Below are 15,231 nucleotides of genomic sequence, written 5' to 3' on the forward strand. Positions count from 1 at the left end.
GGCTTTGCATTTTCCTGTAGACTTACATATCGGCAAACTTTCGCTACCCATACACTTCATCTGCGAAACACTATCTTATTTCATCGGCTACCGGTATTACAGTTATCTGCGCAAGCATGTAACTGATAAAATAACTGATTATAACCGCCTGGTTATTTTTGTTGGCGCCGCTGCCGGGGCTTTTTTAGGCTCACATTTGGTCGGCATTCTTGAAAATCCTGAATATTTAAAGCATTTAAGCCTTTATAACATCATGGCCAATAAAACCATAGTAGGTGGTTTGCTCGGCGGGTTGATAGGGGTTGAGCTGGTTAAAAAAGCCATCGGGGTAAATGCTTCTTCCGGCGATCTGATGGTTTACCCCTTGATCGTCGCCATGATCATCGGCCGCACCGGCTGTTTTTTCGCCGGGTTGGAAGATGGCACTTATGGCATTGCATCCACCTTACCCTGGGCCATTAACTTTGGCGATGGGATACACCGGCATCCCACCAATTTATATGAGATCTTTTTCTGGCTGATGCTGTGGATGGCTTTACTGTCCCTAAGTACAAAATACACCTTTGCTGATGGGGCTAAGTTCAAATTATTCATGGCGAGCTACCTGTTGTTCCGGTTTTTCATCGAGTTTATAAAACCCGCTTATTTCTTTAGTTTCGGCCTTTCGGTAATACAATTGGTTTGTTTAGGTGGATTATTGTATTATTACAGGGTATTCGTCAAACCTTCAAAACTGATTGCACATGCCTGAACGTCCGTACATTTATTATGATTTTACCCTCAGCATTTGCTCAACCTGCCTGCGTCGCGTTGATGCCAAAATAGTTTTTGAGGATGAAAAGGTATACATGCTAAAGGTATGCCCCAGGCATGGCCGCGAAAAAGTTTTGATAGCCACAGACATTGAATACTATAAAAACTGCCGCAACTATGCCAAGCGCAGCGAGATGCCTTTGCGGTTCAATACTGCTACGCACTACGGCTGCCCGTATGACTGCGGCCTGTGTGCCGACCACGAGCAGCACTCATGCCTTACGGTTATAGAAGTAACCGACCGATGTAACCTTACCTGCCCGACCTGCTATGCCATGTCATCGCCGCACTACGGGCGGCACCGTACCCTGGAGGAGATTGAGCAGATGCTGGATGTGGTGGTACGTAACGAGGGGCAGCCTGACGTTATACAACTGAGCGGCGGTGAACCTACTGTACACCCCCAGTTTTTTGAGATACTGGATATTGCCAAAACCAAGCCTATAAAACACCTGATGCTGAATACAAACGGCATCCGCATAGCCAAGGATGAAGCCTTTGTAGAACGATTAGCCACCTACATGCCCGATTTCGAGATATATCTGCAATTCGACTCGTTTGAGCAGCAGGCACTTGAAAAGCTGCGCGGAGAGGACTTACGTTGGGTGAGGGAAAAAGCTATTGAGCATCTGAATAAGTATAACCTATCGACCACGCTGGTGGTAACCCTGCAAAAGGGGGTAAACACGCACGAAATAGGCAAGATAATTGAATACGCGTTAAAGCAGCGTTGTGTGCGTGGCGTAACCTTTCAGCCAACCCAGCAGGCGGGCAGGCTCGAAAATTATGATGAAGCTACCGAGCGTTATACCATGACCGAGGTGCGCAGCGCCATATTGGAGCAAACCAGCATCTTTAATCATAACGATCTGATACCGGTACCCTGCAACCCGGATGCGCTGGTAATGGGTTATGCGCTGAAACTGGGCAATCAGGTATTCCCGCTAACGCGGATGATCAACCCGGATGATCTGTTAGATAACTCAAAAAATACCATTGTTTATGAGCAGGACGAGCAATTGAAACTGCACTTGCTCAATATGTTTAGCACCGGTAATTCGGTTGATAAGGCAAAGGAGCATCTAAAATCCATCATGTGCTGCCTGCCCGAAATTGATGCGCCAAACCTGGGGTATGATAACCTGTTCAGGGTTATTATCATGAATTTTATTGACGCGCGGAACTTTGATGTACGCGCCATCAAAAAATCGTGTGTGCATATCGTTAATAAGGACATGAAGATCATCCCCTTTGAAACCATGAACCTTTTTTACCGCGATGACAAGATAGAATACCTGAACCAATTACGTAACGAAATACCTGTATAATGACAGAGCCAACGCCCCAACCAAATAAACGCCCGGTTTACATGGGCATCACCGGTATCAATTTAATGGTGATGTTTGGCTATACGCTTTTGTGTGGTTTAGCCGGTGAAGAAGGGCTGATAGTTCAAATATTTATGGTGGTTATACATGCTGCTGTGTGTGTGCTTGTTGCACCCTTCGCGCGTAAATGGGAGTGGGTACTCGCCGGACTTTTGGTATTGATAATAGGAGTGTCCAGTTGTTTTGGTTTGCTGGAGTTGCAGGGCGGGTTGCATATTAATCATTAAACAGCCAATTCCGTCGCCAAAACTCCTTCTTTAAGTGAGTAGGTTGACATGGCTACATTGTTAATGTTTAACTTTTGCATTACAAAGCGGGTAATAAGCGATGCCACTACGATCATGTCAACCCTGACAGGGATAATGGCTTGGTTTGATGCCCTGTCCCGGTGAGATGATGCTATCACCGCGTCAGTAACGCTGATCAATTCACCTGTGCTGAATGAATAATTGCGGATATCTTTTAACCTGAAATCCTTTTTCTTTGGTTTTTCTATCAGCTCCGTAAAAGTTTCAAATGCCCCCGATGAGCCTATCAGCGTATCAACTTTATGTTGATCGACGGCATCAAACAAGGGTTGCAGTTTTTCCTCCAGATAAGCATTTAATTCGACAATGGATGCTTGCGGTATCGGGTCGGTTTTGTGAAATTTGTCCATCAGCCGGGCGGCACCTATCTCAAAACTTTGTTTCCAGATGATGCCTTCGTTATTACCCAAAATAAACTCTACGCTTCCGCCGCCAATATCCATAATCAGCGTATTATTGGCAGATAGGCAGCCGGATGCCTTAATACCCTCATAGATTAAACCCGCCTCGGTATCGCCATTAATGATCTCGATCTGTATCCCGGTAAGTTCTTTTACCTGGCTGATAAAATCCTGTCCGTTGCCCGCATTGCGCAACGCTGAAGTAGCGATGGCACGCACACGGTCAACATGATGCTTGTCAATCAATCGGCTGAACTGCTGCATGGTAGCCAAGCCCCTTGCAAAGGCTTCGGGCTGTATGGTGCCTTTATTAATGCCGCCCTCTCCAATCCTGACCGCGATGTGCTCGTGCTCTAAAACGGTATAATCGTTAATGCCCCCCTGGGTAATAAGCAAATGAAAAGTATTGGTACCAAGGTCCATCACCGCGACTCGTTTATTCATAGTAGCCATACAACCTTAAAGCCGATGAATGGTTTGCCTAAACATTTTTGTTAATAACTACGCCTTCGTTAAGCAGCAGCCAAATTTTTTGCAGGATGAAGAAGATAGCGAAGCCGGGCAGCAAACTAACCAATTCAACCGCGGCAACAAACAGCTTATTCATGGTTGGTGTTTGTACAGCAGGCATTAAAGTGGGTAGATAATGACTTATCAAGGCCGACAGTATTACCACAATAAAAAAGGCTCTGAAAGCTGTACCCAAAGCTGTAGGAGTAATGCGGAAAGAGGTCATCATCATCACAACTATCGCCGCGAAAGTTGCAAACACCGGTATGGCGGGTATAAAGCTGGTAGACGCCGTTAAGGTGAGCAAGCCGGTATGGTAGGCAATCGGTATAAAAAAGCTAACGATGCCTAGCACCAGGTAGATGGTTAGCCATAAAGCAGTCGATTTTGCCTGCCAGTGCCTTAGCGCGCCAATCAAAAATATGATAACCGCCACAAAGCTCAACTCTGCCAAAAATATTAAAAAGTACTGCAAGCCCTGTGGTATAATTAAGGGGATAATTTTTACCGATGCCGAAATACCCCGGCTAACTATATATATTATATTCAGTAAAAAAGCCAGTTGGGCAGATTTTAAGTTGATCTTCATGCGAACGGATTTGCCGGTAAATATAGTACATAAACAAAACAGCCCGGAATAACCGGGCTGTATATTACTTTGTGTTTACTTTTTTACTCAAAATATTCCTTCATCCGTTCAAAAAAGCTTTTCTCGTTTTTGCCGGGGTTGGGTTTAAAGTTGGGCGAGCTTTGCAGCTTTTCAAGTAAGTCGCGTTCTTCGCGACTTAGTGCTTTTGGAGTCCAGATGTTGATGTGTACCAGTTGGTCGCCACGATGATAGGAATTTACCTCCGGCACACCCTTGCCTTTAAGGCGAAGTATTTTACCGCCCTGTGTGCCTGCATCAATTTTGATCTTCGCTTTACCGTCAATGGTTGGCACCTCAACACTGGTGCCTAAGGCCGCATCAATAAAACTGATGTGCAGATCGTAAATTATATTGTTGCCATCGCGTTTAAGCGTTTCGTGAGGTACTTCCTCAATAAGGATGATCAGATCACCTGGTACGCCGCCGCGTGGCGCTGCGTTACCTTTACCGCTCATACTCAATTGCATACCTTCGCTAACACCGGCAGGTACGTTAATAGTGATTGTTTCCTCACCGCGCACAACGCCGTCGCCGTGGCAAACATTACATTTTGAGGTGATAATTGAGCCTTCGCCATTACAGGTAGGGCAGGTGCTGGTGGTTTGCATCTGGCCTAAAATGGTGTTGGTTACCCTGCGTACCGCGCCGCTGCCGCCACAGGTTTTACAGGTTTGAAAGGATGATTTATCCTTAGCGCCGCTACCGTCACAGGTTTTACAAACTACCTGTTTGTTTACTTTGATTTTCTTTTCGGCACCGTTGGCAATCTCTTCAAGGGTAAGCTTTACCTTAATGCGCAGGTTGCTGCCGCGGGCTACACGCCTGCCGCCGCCACCTTGACGGCCACCGCCGCCAAAGAAACCCTCAAACGGACTACCGCCGCCAAATATATCGCCAAACTGGCTGAATATGTCTTCCATATTCATGCCGCCACCACCGTAGCCGCCACCACCGGCTGCTGATTGCGCATTGGCCGCATGGCCGAACTGGTTGTAGCGCTGGCGCTTTTCGGGGTTGCTTAATACCTCGTACGCTTCGGCCGCTTCCTTAAATTTTTCCTCTGCCTCCTTATCGCCCTGGTTTTTGTCAGGGTGATACTTGATGGCCATCTTGCGGTAGGCCTTCTTTATCTCATCGGCATCGGCATTACGCGAAACCCCAAGTACGTCGTAATAATCTCTTTTTGACATCTCTCTTTATGTTCAATTATTGAATTACAGAATTATTGACGTTCTCAAATCTCAATAAATCGGTAATTCAATAACTCAATAATTAATTCCCTACAATAACTTTTGCAAAGCGCACCACCTTATCGCCAAGGTAGTAGCCTTTTTCCATTTGGTCTATCACTTTACCCTTCAGCTCCTCCGTTGGCGCGGGTACATTGGTGATGGCCTCGTGCAGGTCAGCATCAAAAGGCTCCCCAACGGCTTCCATCGGTTTTAAACCTTTTTGTGCCAGGATGTTATTCAGTTTGCTATGTATAAGCTCAACACCAGCCTTAACCGCAACTACGTCAGTCGCTTGGTCCATTGATTTAAAGGCGCGCTCAAAGTCGTCCAATACTGGTAATAATGATACAATGATCTCTTTACCTGCGGTTTGCAACAATTCAACACGTTCTTTGGTAGTGCGTCTTCTAAAGTTGTCAAACTCGGCATAAAGGCGTAAATATTTGTCGTTAGCCTGTGCCAGTTCCTCTTTTAGTTTTTGCTCAGCAGTAGGCTCCTGTGTAGTTTCTTCGGCTGTTTGCTGAATGGTATCTTGTTCGGCAGCTGTTTGTTCGTTCAGCTCGTCGTTATTCTCTTGCATATTGGTATGTTCTTTCTTTTTTTTCTTCAACATATCAGTAAATTTCATAGCTAAATAGAGCCAAACAAATGCCTTGCCATAGCCTAAAAACAGCCAAGCTGACAGTAGCGCCGCGATTTTTTAAGAAGTGATGACAGTGTTTGACAGGGGTGTCAGTTGCGGTAGCAGTTATAAAATAGTGGCAGTAGCAGTTGTTGTGGCTTTTACTTTTTTGACTGCCAACGCCAATGCAACTGCCTTAAAAAATGCAGACTGCCACTGCTACCTAAATTAAACTCACGCTATCTGCACATCCTCTAATACTTTACCATTTTCGCATTTGATGATACGCGATGGAAAAGTGCGGATAATATGGTAATCGTGCGTGGCTACAACAACAGCAGTACCCATCTGCTGGCTTATTTGTTTAAGCAGCATTACAATTTCTTCGGATGTATCAGGGTCGAGGTTACCGGTAGGCTCATCGGCCAGGATAATCTCCGGATCGTTAAGCAAGGCACGGGCAATAACTACACGCTGCTGCTCGCCGCCCGATAGTTCGTGCGGCATTTTTTTAAGTTTTGAGCGCAGGCCAACTTTTTCCAGCACATCGAGCGTGCGGTCTGTTACCAGTTTCTTATCTGTCCAACCGGTGGCGTTAAGTACAAAGTGCAGGTTTTGTTCGATAGTACGATCTGTAAGTAACTGAAAATCCTGAAAAACTATCCCGAGTTTGCGGCGCAGAAAGGGCACATCACGATCGGCCAGTTTGCCCAGGTCATATCCGCAGGCGTAACCGCTGCCACTGGCAATGCTCAAATCGCCGTATAATATTTTCAACAAGCTGCTCTTGCCCGATCCGGTTTGGCCGATCAGCCAAACAAAATCATTTTTATCAATATGCAGGTTTACGTTTGACAGCACCAGGTGTTTTTGCTGAAATATATCAACGCCGGTAAGTTTTATAATAGAATTTCCAATCATGGTAGTTTTACAGCTCTAATTTTAAAATCTGCCCGAAAGGCAGGTCTTTAATAATGTTCATAATCTGCTCGGATTTATCACCGAGCCCCACTTTGTCAAGCGATTTATCGGGCCTGTCAACCCTGAAATAGGCAAGCAGCGTAAACTTGTCGTCACGCAGTTGCACATAATCCGGTATTTTGGCAACGCCCTTTACTTTTATAATATACATTTAGTCGATGGTCTATAGTCGATAGTCCATATTTTATTTAAATTATCAAAAAAGGCCTTTACCATTGACTATGGTCTATCGACTGTGGCCTCCTCCAAAGTTATCGTTATTTTAAAGATCAGCCAAAAATTTCATGGTATCAATTCCATCGGCATAATCAGCAAGGCCGGGTTGCTGGCTTTGCCCAAATTTCACCACCTGGTTATTTACCTGCAAGCCTGCTTCGCTTACCACGCATTGAATTTTATCAGTATTGCTGATGATTTGTTGTTGAGCGGCTTCCAGGCTATCATATTCCTCATAGAACAGAACCGCCAGGGGCGAGGCCAACCTTTCATCCTGCTTTACCAGCAAAAAGCCGTTATCGTAATGCTTGTCGCGGTTTACCAGGTATATTGATTTATTGTAATCGTAATTGTTGTGATACTTATGGTGATTGTTAACCTCGCTGTAGCTCTCAATCGACTCAAAAAAGTTCCTAAAATCATAACCAGCAGGTACCAGTACTTTTGACACGTTGCGGCAGCCCAGCCCATAATAACCAAAAATATCATGGCCGAGTGCATGTAGTTCTTCGCGTGTTTCGTTACCGGTAAGCAGCGCTATGCTGTTACGGTTTTTGCGGATGATGTGAGGCACCTTACCAAAATAGTACTCAAAATAGCGCGAGGTATTATCACTGCCGGTAGCTATCACCGCGTTAAAATCCTGTAGCCTGTCAACAAAAGCAAAGCTGCCCACGATTGTACTGTTGATCTCCACCAGTTTATTAAGCAGAAAGCGTATCAGGCGGCTATCCTGCGTTGAGGCTTTGATGAGCGCCTTATTGCCCGACAAAATTACGCACAACACGTCGTGAAAACCCACCAGCGGAATATTGCCCGCCAGTACCAGGCCTACGTTTTTGGGCTGTCTGTTGGCATTTATGTCGTAACCAGCTAACCATTCATTCAGGTTAAATATAGTTAGGTTGTTGGCTATGGAATCAATAGCCGATTGAATGTTCTCGGGCGTGAACCAGGCGTTCTGTTGTTTCTCCGTTTGGATGATGTTTTGCAGTTGCTCATCAGGCTGGCGCAGGTATTCGCCCAGCGCGGCAAAAGCCTGTATATATGTATCCGGATTGTAATTTGACATATTAAATGTGGTATCAGTGTAAACCCTGAAACCCTTTTTTTGTTATATTTGCAGCTTGCAAAGTTAATTTAGAATATAGAATAATAAAATATGGCGATCAAAATCACCGACGAATGCATAAACTGCGGGGCCTGCGAACCGGAATGCCCTAATAACGCTATTTATGATGCAGGTGCCGCCTGGCGTTTTTCTGATGGTACAGGTTTAAAGGGGCTAATCGATTTTGGCGATGGCAATACCCTGAATGCTGAAGAAGCTCAGGCTGCATTATCTGATGATATATATTATATAGTACCTGATAAGTGTACCGAATGTGTTGGTTTTCACGATGAACCACAGTGTGCTGCCGTTTGCCCGGTAGATTGTTGTGTTGACGATGAAGACATCCGCGAAACCGAAGAGGAGCTGCTGGCCAAGAAAGATTGGCTGCACATGGGTGAGTAATTAAATCATCTTTTTAAGAAATATTGAAAAGGAGCACCAATTGATGCTCCTTTTTTGTTTATCCCTCCTAAATCCACCCCGAGGGGGAGGACTTTGCTCAGCTCTGTTTGAATTTTTTGTCATTTCGAGGTACGAGGAGAAATCTGTCGCTTGATTATGAACGTGTGCAGATATCTCGCTGCCGCTCGATATGACAAAGTTGGAAATTCATAGAAAAAAATAAAAGTACAGCCCAATCATAACCTAATCTTCCGGCCTCTTAATTTTCGGGTAGCACTGAAAATGCACTACCTTTCATAGAAAATTAAACAGCCGGCGAGTTTTGTTTCTTTTGATCGCTCAAAAGAAATTCAGGACAGGTAATAAAGCGATTTAGTGCAGTGCCTTAATTAAGGGTTTGTGTTTTTTTTAGTTATCGTCAGTCTGCTCTTTGCCTCAGAGGCAAGTTTCTCTACCTTAGATGCAAAGTAACCAAACATCAAGCCGGAAAAAACCTTCATCCGCACTGGCCATACTCCCTGGCCCGGTTTCCGGCAGGCCTGCTCTCGTTTCCTTCGTATAAAAGCTATTATCAAAACTACAAATACATTTCCATCTTCACATCAGCCCGTTTATAAGGCGAGTCGCCAACCGGGATATCCTTGAACCCGAACTTACGGTATATGGCGAGGGCAGGGGCGAGTTTGCTGTTTGAGCCCAGCCACACACGTTTAGCGCCCAGGTTACGGGCGATATCAACGATAGAGGTCATTAATGCCTGGCCGATTTTACGGCCCTGGTATTTTGGACTTACGCCCATTTTGGCTATCTCATACTCCAGGTAACCGGTTTTTATCAGGGCGCAGGTGCCGGCAATGTCGCCATCAACTTCGGCAAAAATTATACGGCCTCCGTTATTCAATATATGCTCCGGATGATCAAGCTGTTCCAGATCGTGCGCCTCTACAGTGAAATAGGTATTGATCCACTCCACGTTGAGCGATTTAAAATAAGGGGCAAGCTCAGGCTTGTAATCCAGTATTTTAACGTCAGTAGGCTCCGAGTAACTAAACATTTCTTTAAAGCGCTGGTAGTAATTTTTTTCGGCTAATTGTTCCTCAACTTCAATAAGGGCCAGCAATAAGTTGTGTTTTTGGCTGCCGAATAATGATTTATTTAAGCTGATTATTTTCGCCCAGACATTCTCAAACTTAACCAGCGACTTTTTACCTTTTTCGGACAGGCGAAGATTTCGTTTGCGGCTGTCGGCTTTTAACTTAACCGACTCAATATAGCCCAGCGCCTCCAGCTCTTTAGCTAAATGTATTACACCGGGATGGGTAAGGGCCAATTCCTCAGAAATTTCGGTAATACCAATCTCTTCGCGCCTGCTGATGAGATAGTACAACGTAAAATATTTAGGTTCAAAGGTAAGGCCTTCATCTTTATAAATCTGCTCAACGCTCTCGGCAAAAATATCATACAAGCGCTTCATGCGCGCACCAACGGCAAGTTCCTGCAAATCATCAATTATTGACATATTAATTTATGTAAGTATTTACGTATATAGTTACGTAAGTACTTACAAATATATTATATGTTGTTGAATGTTTACATTTGATGCAAATATTTATATGGAATACGGTATTTGTAATATGGCCCTTGCGCCGCTAAAGGCTGAAGCATCCGAGCGCAGCGAGATCATGACACAGGTTTTATTTGGAGAGGCCTTTGAAATATTGGAATGGCAGGAGCATTGGGTTAAAATTACAACCGCGTACGATAATTATACTGGCTGGATAGGTAAGCTGTTGTTCACCAATTTAGATGAAGCTGATTACAATCATATCAAACAAACGCCACCCGCTATTACCAATTCGGCTGTAACGTGGGCCTTTAAAAAGCCCGAAATGGCTTTGCTGTATTTGCCCTTTGGCAGCTCGCTGCCGTTTTTAGAGGGTGATGAATGCCGTGTTGGCGACGATTATTATGCCGTACCTGAAGTGGATGAGGAACTGGAAGATACGTTGATTGAAACCGCTATGCAGTTTTTAAACGCGCCTTATTTGTGGGGTGGGCGTACACATTTTGGTATTGATTGCTCGGGGTTAACGCAGGCCGTGTTTAAATTGCATGGTATCAAAATAGACCGCGATGCTTCGCAACAGGCGTTGCAAGGCGAATTAGTTACCCGTATCGAAGATGCGAAAGAAGGCGACCTGGCTTTTTTTGCCAATGCCGAAGGACGCATTACTCACGTAGGTATCTTATTGGGCGATGGTAACATCATTCATGCATCCGGAAGGGTAAAAATTGAGCAGATTGACGAAAAAGGGATTTATTCAGAAGAGCAGGGGAAGTATACGCACCAGTTAGCCCTTATTAAACGCTACTTTAATCGCCAAAGCTAACATCCCATACCAGCACAGCTTTATCATCGCTCACGGAAATTAAGTGATCACCATCCCATACCAGTTTGTTCACGGACAGCATATGCGATGGCAGGCCTTTTTCGCGACTGATGATCTTGCGGAGCTTAAAATTTTGCGCATCCCAAATTTTAATGCTTTTATCCATGCTCGCCGTAGCAAAATACGGACGCGTAGGGTGAAAGGCGATGTTATTAATAGCAAATAAATGTGCCGGTATATTTTGCAGCAACGTAGAGCTGTTGGTATCCCAAACCTTTAATTGCGCATCGCGCGAGCCGGTAAGCAGGTAACTTCCATCAGGCGAATACTGTGCTGAAAATACAGCCATGGTATGCTCGTTTAGGGAGGTAATAAAGCCGTAATCATCCATGTCATACACTTTTACGCTGCTGTCGCGGCAGCCGAATGCGATATGTTTTTTGGGTATAGAAACGGCAATGCAGCGAACCGTATCGGCTGATACCTGGATGGTGTGCAGTATTTCGAGTGTTTCGAGGCTCCAAACGGTAACCGAACCGTCTTCGCTGGCCACTAACAATTCTTTTTTCGGGGTTATGCCCTTAATATCAAACACAGGCTTAACGTGATGCTTAAGCAGTTTGATGATTTTTTGTTGTATAAAATCAAACACAGCCACATCGCCGGTACGCAGGCCTACAAACATATAAGGATAACCTTCCGGACAATGAATGGCATAAACAGAGGCGGGTACCGGAAACATCACCCTGATAAAAGTATTATCCTTCAGGCTCCATTCAACCACACCCTTATCATTGCCGCCGGTGAACAGTATACCGGGCTTTTGCGATAGTTCCGCTGTAAATATCGGGTTCCCGTGCCCTGTAAGTTCCGCTATTTTTTGTACTTCGATCATAAATTAGTCAATTGTTGATGGTCCATAGTCCATGGTATGAAAAGATTTTTCTCGCTATTGACCATTGACAATTGACCATGGTCTATTTATGCCTCTCCTCTAAATTTTTAGCGATTGTTTCCAGGCTGATGCCTTTTTCGCGGAGCAGCACCAGCAGGTGGAACATCAGGTCTGATGACTCGTTGATAAAGTCGTGCTCGGTTTCGTTAAGTGCGGCTATTACAGTTTCAACAGCTTCTTCACCAACTTTTTGACTGATCTTGTTTAAACCCTTTCTATGCAGCTTGTTCACGTACGAACCTTCCTGCGGGTTTTCGTAACGATCAGCAATAATGCGTTCCAACTCGTGGATGAAGTTTTGGTTGTATTCTGTTTGAAAACAACTGCGTGAACCGGTATGACAGGTAGGGCCGTCGGCTTTCACCTTGATCAGCAGAGTATCATTGTCGCAATCAATATCCATGCTTTTTACGTGCAGGTAGTTGCCACTGGTTTCACCCTTTTTCCAGAGACGGTTTTTTGAGCGGGAGAAAAAGGTAACTACGTTTTCCTGAACGGTTTTATCGTAAGCCTCTTTGTCCATGTAGCCGAGCATCAGCACCTCGAGGGTTTGCTCGTCCTGTATGATAACCGGCACCAGGCCGTCGCTTTTATCGAAATCGATATTCATTTATATAAGTTTTTTGATAGGGAATGATGGGTCAGCAAAGCTATTAAACCATCCGCACTTCAATGCTATGTTGTCGTAAAGTGTTTTTCAGGTCGGGTATCAGTATCTCGCCATAATGAAACACCGAGGCAGCAAGCGCGGCATCCACATTGGTTTTTTCAAATACATCCACAAAGTGCTGTACCGAACCCGCGCCGCCCGAGGCTATTACAGGTATGTGTACGGCATCGTTAACGGTTTTAAGTAAACCGTTATCAAAACCGGCTTTAGTACCGTCATGATCCATTGAGGTAAGCAGTATTTCGCCAGCACCGCGGCTTTCAGCCTCTAATATCCACTCCAGCGTTTCGCGTTCGGTAGGTAGGCGCCCGCCATTCAGGTGAACAATGTTTTTATCGCCAATGCTGCGGGTATCAACCGCTATCACCACAAACTGTACCCCGAAGGCTCTTGCCAATTCATCTATCAGCGCCGGGTTGCGCACCGCGGCAGAGTTGATGGATATCTTATCAGCTCCCGCATTCAGCAAGGCATCGGCATCGGCAATCTCGTTGATACCACCGCCGATAGTAAAGGGTATATTGATTTGCCTGGCTACTGATTTTACCAGCTCAACCATGGTTTTACGGCGTTCAACCGTAGCGGTAATATCGAGGAATACCAGTTCATCAGCACCCTGGTTAGAGTAGTTCCAGGCCAGTTCCACCGGGTCACCGGCATCGCGCAGGTCAACAAAGTTCACACCTTTAACCGTACGCCCGTCCTTAACGTCAAGGCAGGGGATAATTCGTTTGCTAAGGCCCCCCGGCCCCCTAAAGGGGGAGGCAATAGCTTGTTGTATCGTGTTCAATACTATATGTATTTGATTAAATATCTCATCGTTTGTGAAACGTAGAACTGTCATTCCATCCGCTTCAATATCCAGTTGCCGTTTGACATCGTTAAGAGCTACATCGGGCAGATTGTGAATGCTGCCATCTAATTCAATAACTAATTTATGCTGATGACAATAAAAATCGGCAATGTAAATACCTAATGGATGTTGCCGCCTGAATTTAACCCCAAGCTGATTGCCTTTAATATGCCCCCACAGCAGCGTTTCGGCATCTGTCATATTGTTTCTTAGTTGATGCGCGTTCTTAAAAATTAAACTACCCGCACCAAGAAACATCTTCTTTTTCATATCACAGATAAAAGCTTCCCTTTAGGGGCTGGGGGCTCTATATCGATATTAACGCTTCCAGGTTCCAGTTCTTAACATCCTCGATAGAAATATGGCCTTCATAAATGGCTTTACCTACCACGCATGATTCTACCTTGATACGGCTCAGCTTTTCGATATCCTGCATAGAGCTAACGCCGCCTGAAGCGATCAGTTTGATGAATGGTGAGTGGTCAAGCAGTTTTTCATATAGTTCGATGCCTGCACCGCCCAGTTTTCCATCTTTATTAATATCTGTACATAAAAATCGGAAGAAGCCCAGTGCCAGGCACTTATCTACGTAATCCATTAGTTTAATGGGTGAGCTTTCCATCCATCCGGAGTATTTGATCACTTCATCCAATACGTCGATGGCGATAACCACCTGGTCAGAACATTTATAATTACCGCAGATAGATTTGCTCAGGTCAACCAAAAAGTTTGGGTTAGTCAGAGCTTGTGTACCTACAATAACACGATGTACGCCGGCATCAATTAATTCTTTTACCTTTTCAATGCTTCGCACGCCACCGCCATATTGTATCTTCATGTCCGTTTTACGAATCACGTTGAAGAGGTATTCCTGGTTAGAGAAATCGTTTTTAGCGCCGTTAAGATCGATAATGTGGATAAAGTTTGTTCCGTTTGACTGGTAACGCTCGATCATCTCTTCCAATGATACATCATATTCTGTAACCTGTTTATAGTCGCCCTCGCGCAGGCGTACCACTTTTTTGTCCAGAATATCTATAGCGGGAATAATATACATGCTTTTTAAATTTTTGAAAAGTTAGTTAAGAGGGTTTCACCATATGTGCCTGATTTCTCGGGGTGAAACTGCACTCCGTAAAAGTTATCAAGCCAAATTGATGCCGAAAATTTGTTGTTATAAGTGGTTGACGACAAAGTATATGCACCATTGTGTTCAATAAAATATGAATGTACAAAGTAAAAGTGCGAACCTTGCGGAATATTTGCAAAAAGTTTATTCTCCTTTTCGGGGTAAACGCGGTTCCAGCCGGTGTGTGGTACCTTGCATTCTGCACTGTCAGTAAAGCGCATGGTTTTAACCGGCACAAGGTTCAGCAGGCTGGCATCACCTTCTTCAGAATGTTCAGTAAGTAATTGCATACCAACGCAAATACCCAGCACTGGTTTGGTAAGCGAGCGTATTTTAGGCACCAGGCCGGTGTTTTGTAATTTTTGCATAGCAGCGCCGGCATGGCCTACACCCGGAATAATGTAACGGTCAAACTGTTCAAAATCGGCTTCATTATGTATCATTCCGTAGGCAATGCCCAGCCTGTCTAAAGCGGCAGTGAGCGAGAAAATATTGCCGGCTCCATATCTGATAATTCCGATCCCCCCGCCCCCTGAAGGGGGAGTAGCTTCACCTGTTGGCGAAGGCTGGGTATTGTTAGCGTTCATTTCATCCATGC

At 44.8% G+C, this 15,231-nt stretch carries 18 protein-coding genes and 1 pseudogene; 5 read left to right on the forward strand and 14 right to left on the reverse strand.

What is annotated here, in order from left to right:
• Positions 1-4: 4 nt before the first annotated feature.
• The 3 genes from ABD960_RS06630 to ABD960_RS06640 are packed head-to-tail and all read left to right on the forward strand — an operon-like array spanning position 5 to position 2,428.
• Complete coding sequence (locus ABD960_RS06630; protein ID WP_345330152.1) at positions 5-751, forward strand: prolipoprotein diacylglyceryl transferase; 747 nt, start codon at positions 5-7, stop codon at positions 749-751.
• On the forward strand, positions 744-2,141 hold the full coding sequence (locus tag ABD960_RS06635) for a radical SAM protein (RefSeq protein WP_345330153.1): 1,398 nt from the start codon (positions 744-746) through the stop codon (positions 2,139-2,141). The genes ABD960_RS06630 and ABD960_RS06635 overlap by 8 nt, the downstream gene beginning before the upstream one ends.
• Positions 2,141-2,428, forward strand: coding sequence for a hypothetical protein (locus ABD960_RS06640; RefSeq protein WP_345330154.1), 288 nt, complete (start codon positions 2,141-2,143; stop codon positions 2,426-2,428). The genes ABD960_RS06635 and ABD960_RS06640 overlap by 1 nt, the downstream gene beginning before the upstream one ends.
• Here ABD960_RS06640 and ABD960_RS06645 read toward each other — a convergent pair.
• The 7 genes from ABD960_RS06645 to ABD960_RS06675 all read right to left on the reverse strand — a co-directional run bounded on the left by ABD960_RS06645 (position 2,425) and on the right by ABD960_RS06675 (position 8,192).
• Positions 2,425-3,354, reverse strand: coding sequence for a Ppx/GppA phosphatase family protein (locus ABD960_RS06645; protein ID WP_345330155.1), 930 nt, complete (start codon positions 3,352-3,354; stop codon positions 2,425-2,427). The two genes, ABD960_RS06640 and ABD960_RS06645, sit on opposite strands and share 4 nt — an antisense overlap.
• A gap of 37 nt (positions 3,355-3,391) precedes the next feature.
• Entirely contained in the window at positions 3,392-4,009 is a 618-nt protein-coding gene (locus ABD960_RS06650; RefSeq protein ID WP_345330156.1) for a hypothetical protein, read from the reverse strand.
• A gap of 83 nt (positions 4,010-4,092) precedes the next feature.
• Positions 4,093-5,259: a molecular chaperone DnaJ gene (gene dnaJ, locus ABD960_RS06655; protein WP_345330157.1), complete on the reverse strand. Its 1,167-nt coding sequence runs from the start codon at positions 5,257-5,259 to the stop codon at positions 4,093-4,095.
• A gap of 82 nt (positions 5,260-5,341) precedes the next feature.
• A complete protein-coding gene (locus ABD960_RS06660) occupies positions 5,342-5,929 on the reverse strand; it encodes a nucleotide exchange factor GrpE (protein WP_345330158.1) in 588 nt (195 codons plus the stop codon).
• A gap of 228 nt (positions 5,930-6,157) precedes the next feature.
• Complete coding sequence (locus ABD960_RS06665; protein ID WP_345330159.1) at positions 6,158-6,844, reverse strand: cell division ATP-binding protein FtsE; 687 nt, start codon at positions 6,842-6,844, stop codon at positions 6,158-6,160.
• Positions 6,845-6,851: 7 nt separating this feature from the next.
• Positions 6,852-7,055 carry a fructose-6-phosphate aldolase gene (locus tag ABD960_RS06670; RefSeq protein WP_345330160.1) on the reverse strand — a complete coding sequence of 68 codons (204 nt, stop codon included), beginning with the start codon at positions 7,053-7,055 and terminating at the stop codon, positions 6,852-6,854.
• Between the two features lie 111 nt (positions 7,056-7,166).
• On the reverse strand, positions 7,167-8,192 hold the full coding sequence (locus tag ABD960_RS06675; RefSeq protein ID WP_345330161.1) for an acyl-CoA reductase: 1,026 nt from the start codon (positions 8,190-8,192) through the stop codon (positions 7,167-7,169).
• A 90-nt stretch (positions 8,193-8,282) separates the two neighbouring features.
• Here ABD960_RS06675 and ABD960_RS06680 point away from each other — a divergent pair, with 90 nt between their 5' ends.
• Positions 8,283-8,636 carry a 4Fe-4S dicluster domain-containing protein gene (locus tag ABD960_RS06680; protein ID WP_232175323.1) on the forward strand — a complete coding sequence of 118 codons (354 nt, stop codon included), beginning with the start codon at positions 8,283-8,285 and terminating at the stop codon, positions 8,634-8,636.
• Positions 8,637-9,213: 577 nt separating this feature from the next.
• Here ABD960_RS06680 and ABD960_RS06685 read toward each other — a convergent pair.
• The gene (locus tag ABD960_RS06685; RefSeq protein WP_345330162.1) at positions 9,214-10,155 is read right to left on the reverse strand and encodes a bifunctional helix-turn-helix transcriptional regulator/GNAT family N-acetyltransferase; all 942 of its coding nucleotides are present in this window, start codon (positions 10,153-10,155) and stop codon (positions 9,214-9,216) included.
• A 94-nt stretch (positions 10,156-10,249) separates the two neighbouring features.
• On the opposite strand from ABD960_RS06685, the gene ABD960_RS06690 reads away from it, so the two are divergent.
• Positions 10,250-11,026, forward strand: coding sequence for a C40 family peptidase (locus ABD960_RS06690; protein ID WP_345330164.1), 777 nt, complete (start codon positions 10,250-10,252; stop codon positions 11,024-11,026).
• Here ABD960_RS06690 and ABD960_RS06695 read toward each other — a convergent pair.
• From ABD960_RS06695 to hisH, 6 genes and pseudogenes are all read right to left on the reverse strand, one after another.
• On the reverse strand, positions 11,010-11,921 hold the full coding sequence (locus tag ABD960_RS06695; RefSeq protein WP_345330165.1) for a WD40 repeat domain-containing protein: 912 nt from the start codon (positions 11,919-11,921) through the stop codon (positions 11,010-11,012). The two genes, ABD960_RS06690 and ABD960_RS06695, sit on opposite strands and share 17 nt — an antisense overlap.
• Before the next feature lie 82 nt (positions 11,922-12,003).
• Positions 12,004-12,591, reverse strand: a complete 588-nt coding sequence (gene hisIE / locus ABD960_RS06700) for a bifunctional phosphoribosyl-AMP cyclohydrolase/phosphoribosyl-ATP diphosphatase HisIE (RefSeq protein WP_345330166.1) — start codon at positions 12,589-12,591, stop codon at positions 12,004-12,006.
• 43 nt (positions 12,592-12,634) lie between these two features.
• Positions 12,635-13,420, reverse strand: coding sequence for an imidazole glycerol phosphate synthase subunit HisF (gene hisF / locus ABD960_RS06705; protein ID WP_345332789.1), 786 nt, complete (start codon positions 13,418-13,420; stop codon positions 12,635-12,637).
• A 9-nt stretch (positions 13,421-13,429) separates the two neighbouring features.
• Positions 13,430-13,774 (reverse strand): annotated as a pseudogene (locus tag ABD960_RS06710) (endonuclease domain-containing protein); the annotation flags it as partial.
• 37 nt (positions 13,775-13,811) lie between these two features.
• Positions 13,812-14,561: a 1-(5-phosphoribosyl)-5-[(5-phosphoribosylamino)methylideneamino]imidazole-4-carboxamide isomerase gene (locus ABD960_RS06715; RefSeq protein WP_345330167.1), complete on the reverse strand. Its 750-nt coding sequence runs from the start codon at positions 14,559-14,561 to the stop codon at positions 13,812-13,814.
• A 5-nt stretch (positions 14,562-14,566) separates the two neighbouring features.
• Positions 14,567-15,220: an imidazole glycerol phosphate synthase subunit HisH gene (gene hisH / locus ABD960_RS06720; RefSeq protein ID WP_345332792.1), complete on the reverse strand. Its 654-nt coding sequence runs from the start codon at positions 15,218-15,220 to the stop codon at positions 14,567-14,569.
• Positions 15,221-15,231: the final 11 nt, after the last annotated feature.

Source organism: Mucilaginibacter defluvii (assembly GCF_039543225.1).
Lineage (GTDB): Bacteria > Bacteroidota > Bacteroidia > Sphingobacteriales > Sphingobacteriaceae > Mucilaginibacter > Mucilaginibacter defluvii.

Coding starts and splice junctions, on each gene's coding strand:
- ABD960_RS06635 (WP_345330153.1), top strand. CDS start 744: ATGCCTGAACGTCCGTACATTTATTATGATTTTACCCTCAGCATTTGC.
- ABD960_RS06640 (WP_345330154.1), top strand. CDS start 2,141: ATGACAGAGCCAACGCCCCAACCAAATAAACGCCCGGTTTACATGGGC.
- ABD960_RS06645 (WP_345330155.1), bottom strand. CDS start 3,354: ATGAATAAACGAGTCGCGGTGATGGACCTTGGTACCAATACTTTTCAT.
- ABD960_RS06650 (WP_345330156.1), bottom strand. CDS start 4,009: ATGAAGATCAACTTAAAATCTGCCCAACTGGCTTTTTTACTGAATATA.
- dnaJ (WP_345330157.1), bottom strand. CDS start 5,259: ATGTCAAAAAGAGATTATTACGACGTACTTGGGGTTTCGCGTAATGCC.
- ABD960_RS06660 (WP_345330158.1), bottom strand. CDS start 5,929: ATGAAATTTACTGATATGTTGAAGAAAAAAAAGAAAGAACATACCAAT.
- ABD960_RS06665 (WP_345330159.1), bottom strand. CDS start 6,844: ATGATTGGAAATTCTATTATAAAACTTACCGGCGTTGATATATTTCAG.
- ABD960_RS06670 (WP_345330160.1), bottom strand. CDS start 7,055: ATGTATATTATAAAAGTAAAGGGCGTTGCCAAAATACCGGATTATGTG.
- ABD960_RS06675 (WP_345330161.1), bottom strand. CDS start 8,192: ATGTCAAATTACAATCCGGATACATATATACAGGCTTTTGCCGCGCTG.
- ABD960_RS06680 (WP_232175323.1), top strand. CDS start 8,283: ATGGCGATCAAAATCACCGACGAATGCATAAACTGCGGGGCCTGCGAA.
- ABD960_RS06685 (WP_345330162.1), bottom strand. CDS start 10,155: ATGTCAATAATTGATGATTTGCAGGAACTTGCCGTTGGTGCGCGCATG.
- ABD960_RS06690 (WP_345330164.1), top strand. CDS start 10,250: ATGGAATACGGTATTTGTAATATGGCCCTTGCGCCGCTAAAGGCTGAA.
- ABD960_RS06695 (WP_345330165.1), bottom strand. CDS start 11,921: ATGATCGAAGTACAAAAAATAGCGGAACTTACAGGGCACGGGAACCCG.
- hisIE (WP_345330166.1), bottom strand. CDS start 12,591: ATGAATATCGATTTCGATAAAAGCGACGGCCTGGTGCCGGTTATCATA.
- ABD960_RS06715 (WP_345330167.1), bottom strand. CDS start 14,561: ATGTATATTATTCCCGCTATAGATATTCTGGACAAAAAAGTGGTACGC.
- hisH (WP_345332792.1), bottom strand. CDS start 15,220: ATGAACGCTAACAATACCCAGCCTTCGCCAACAGGTGAAGCTACTCCC.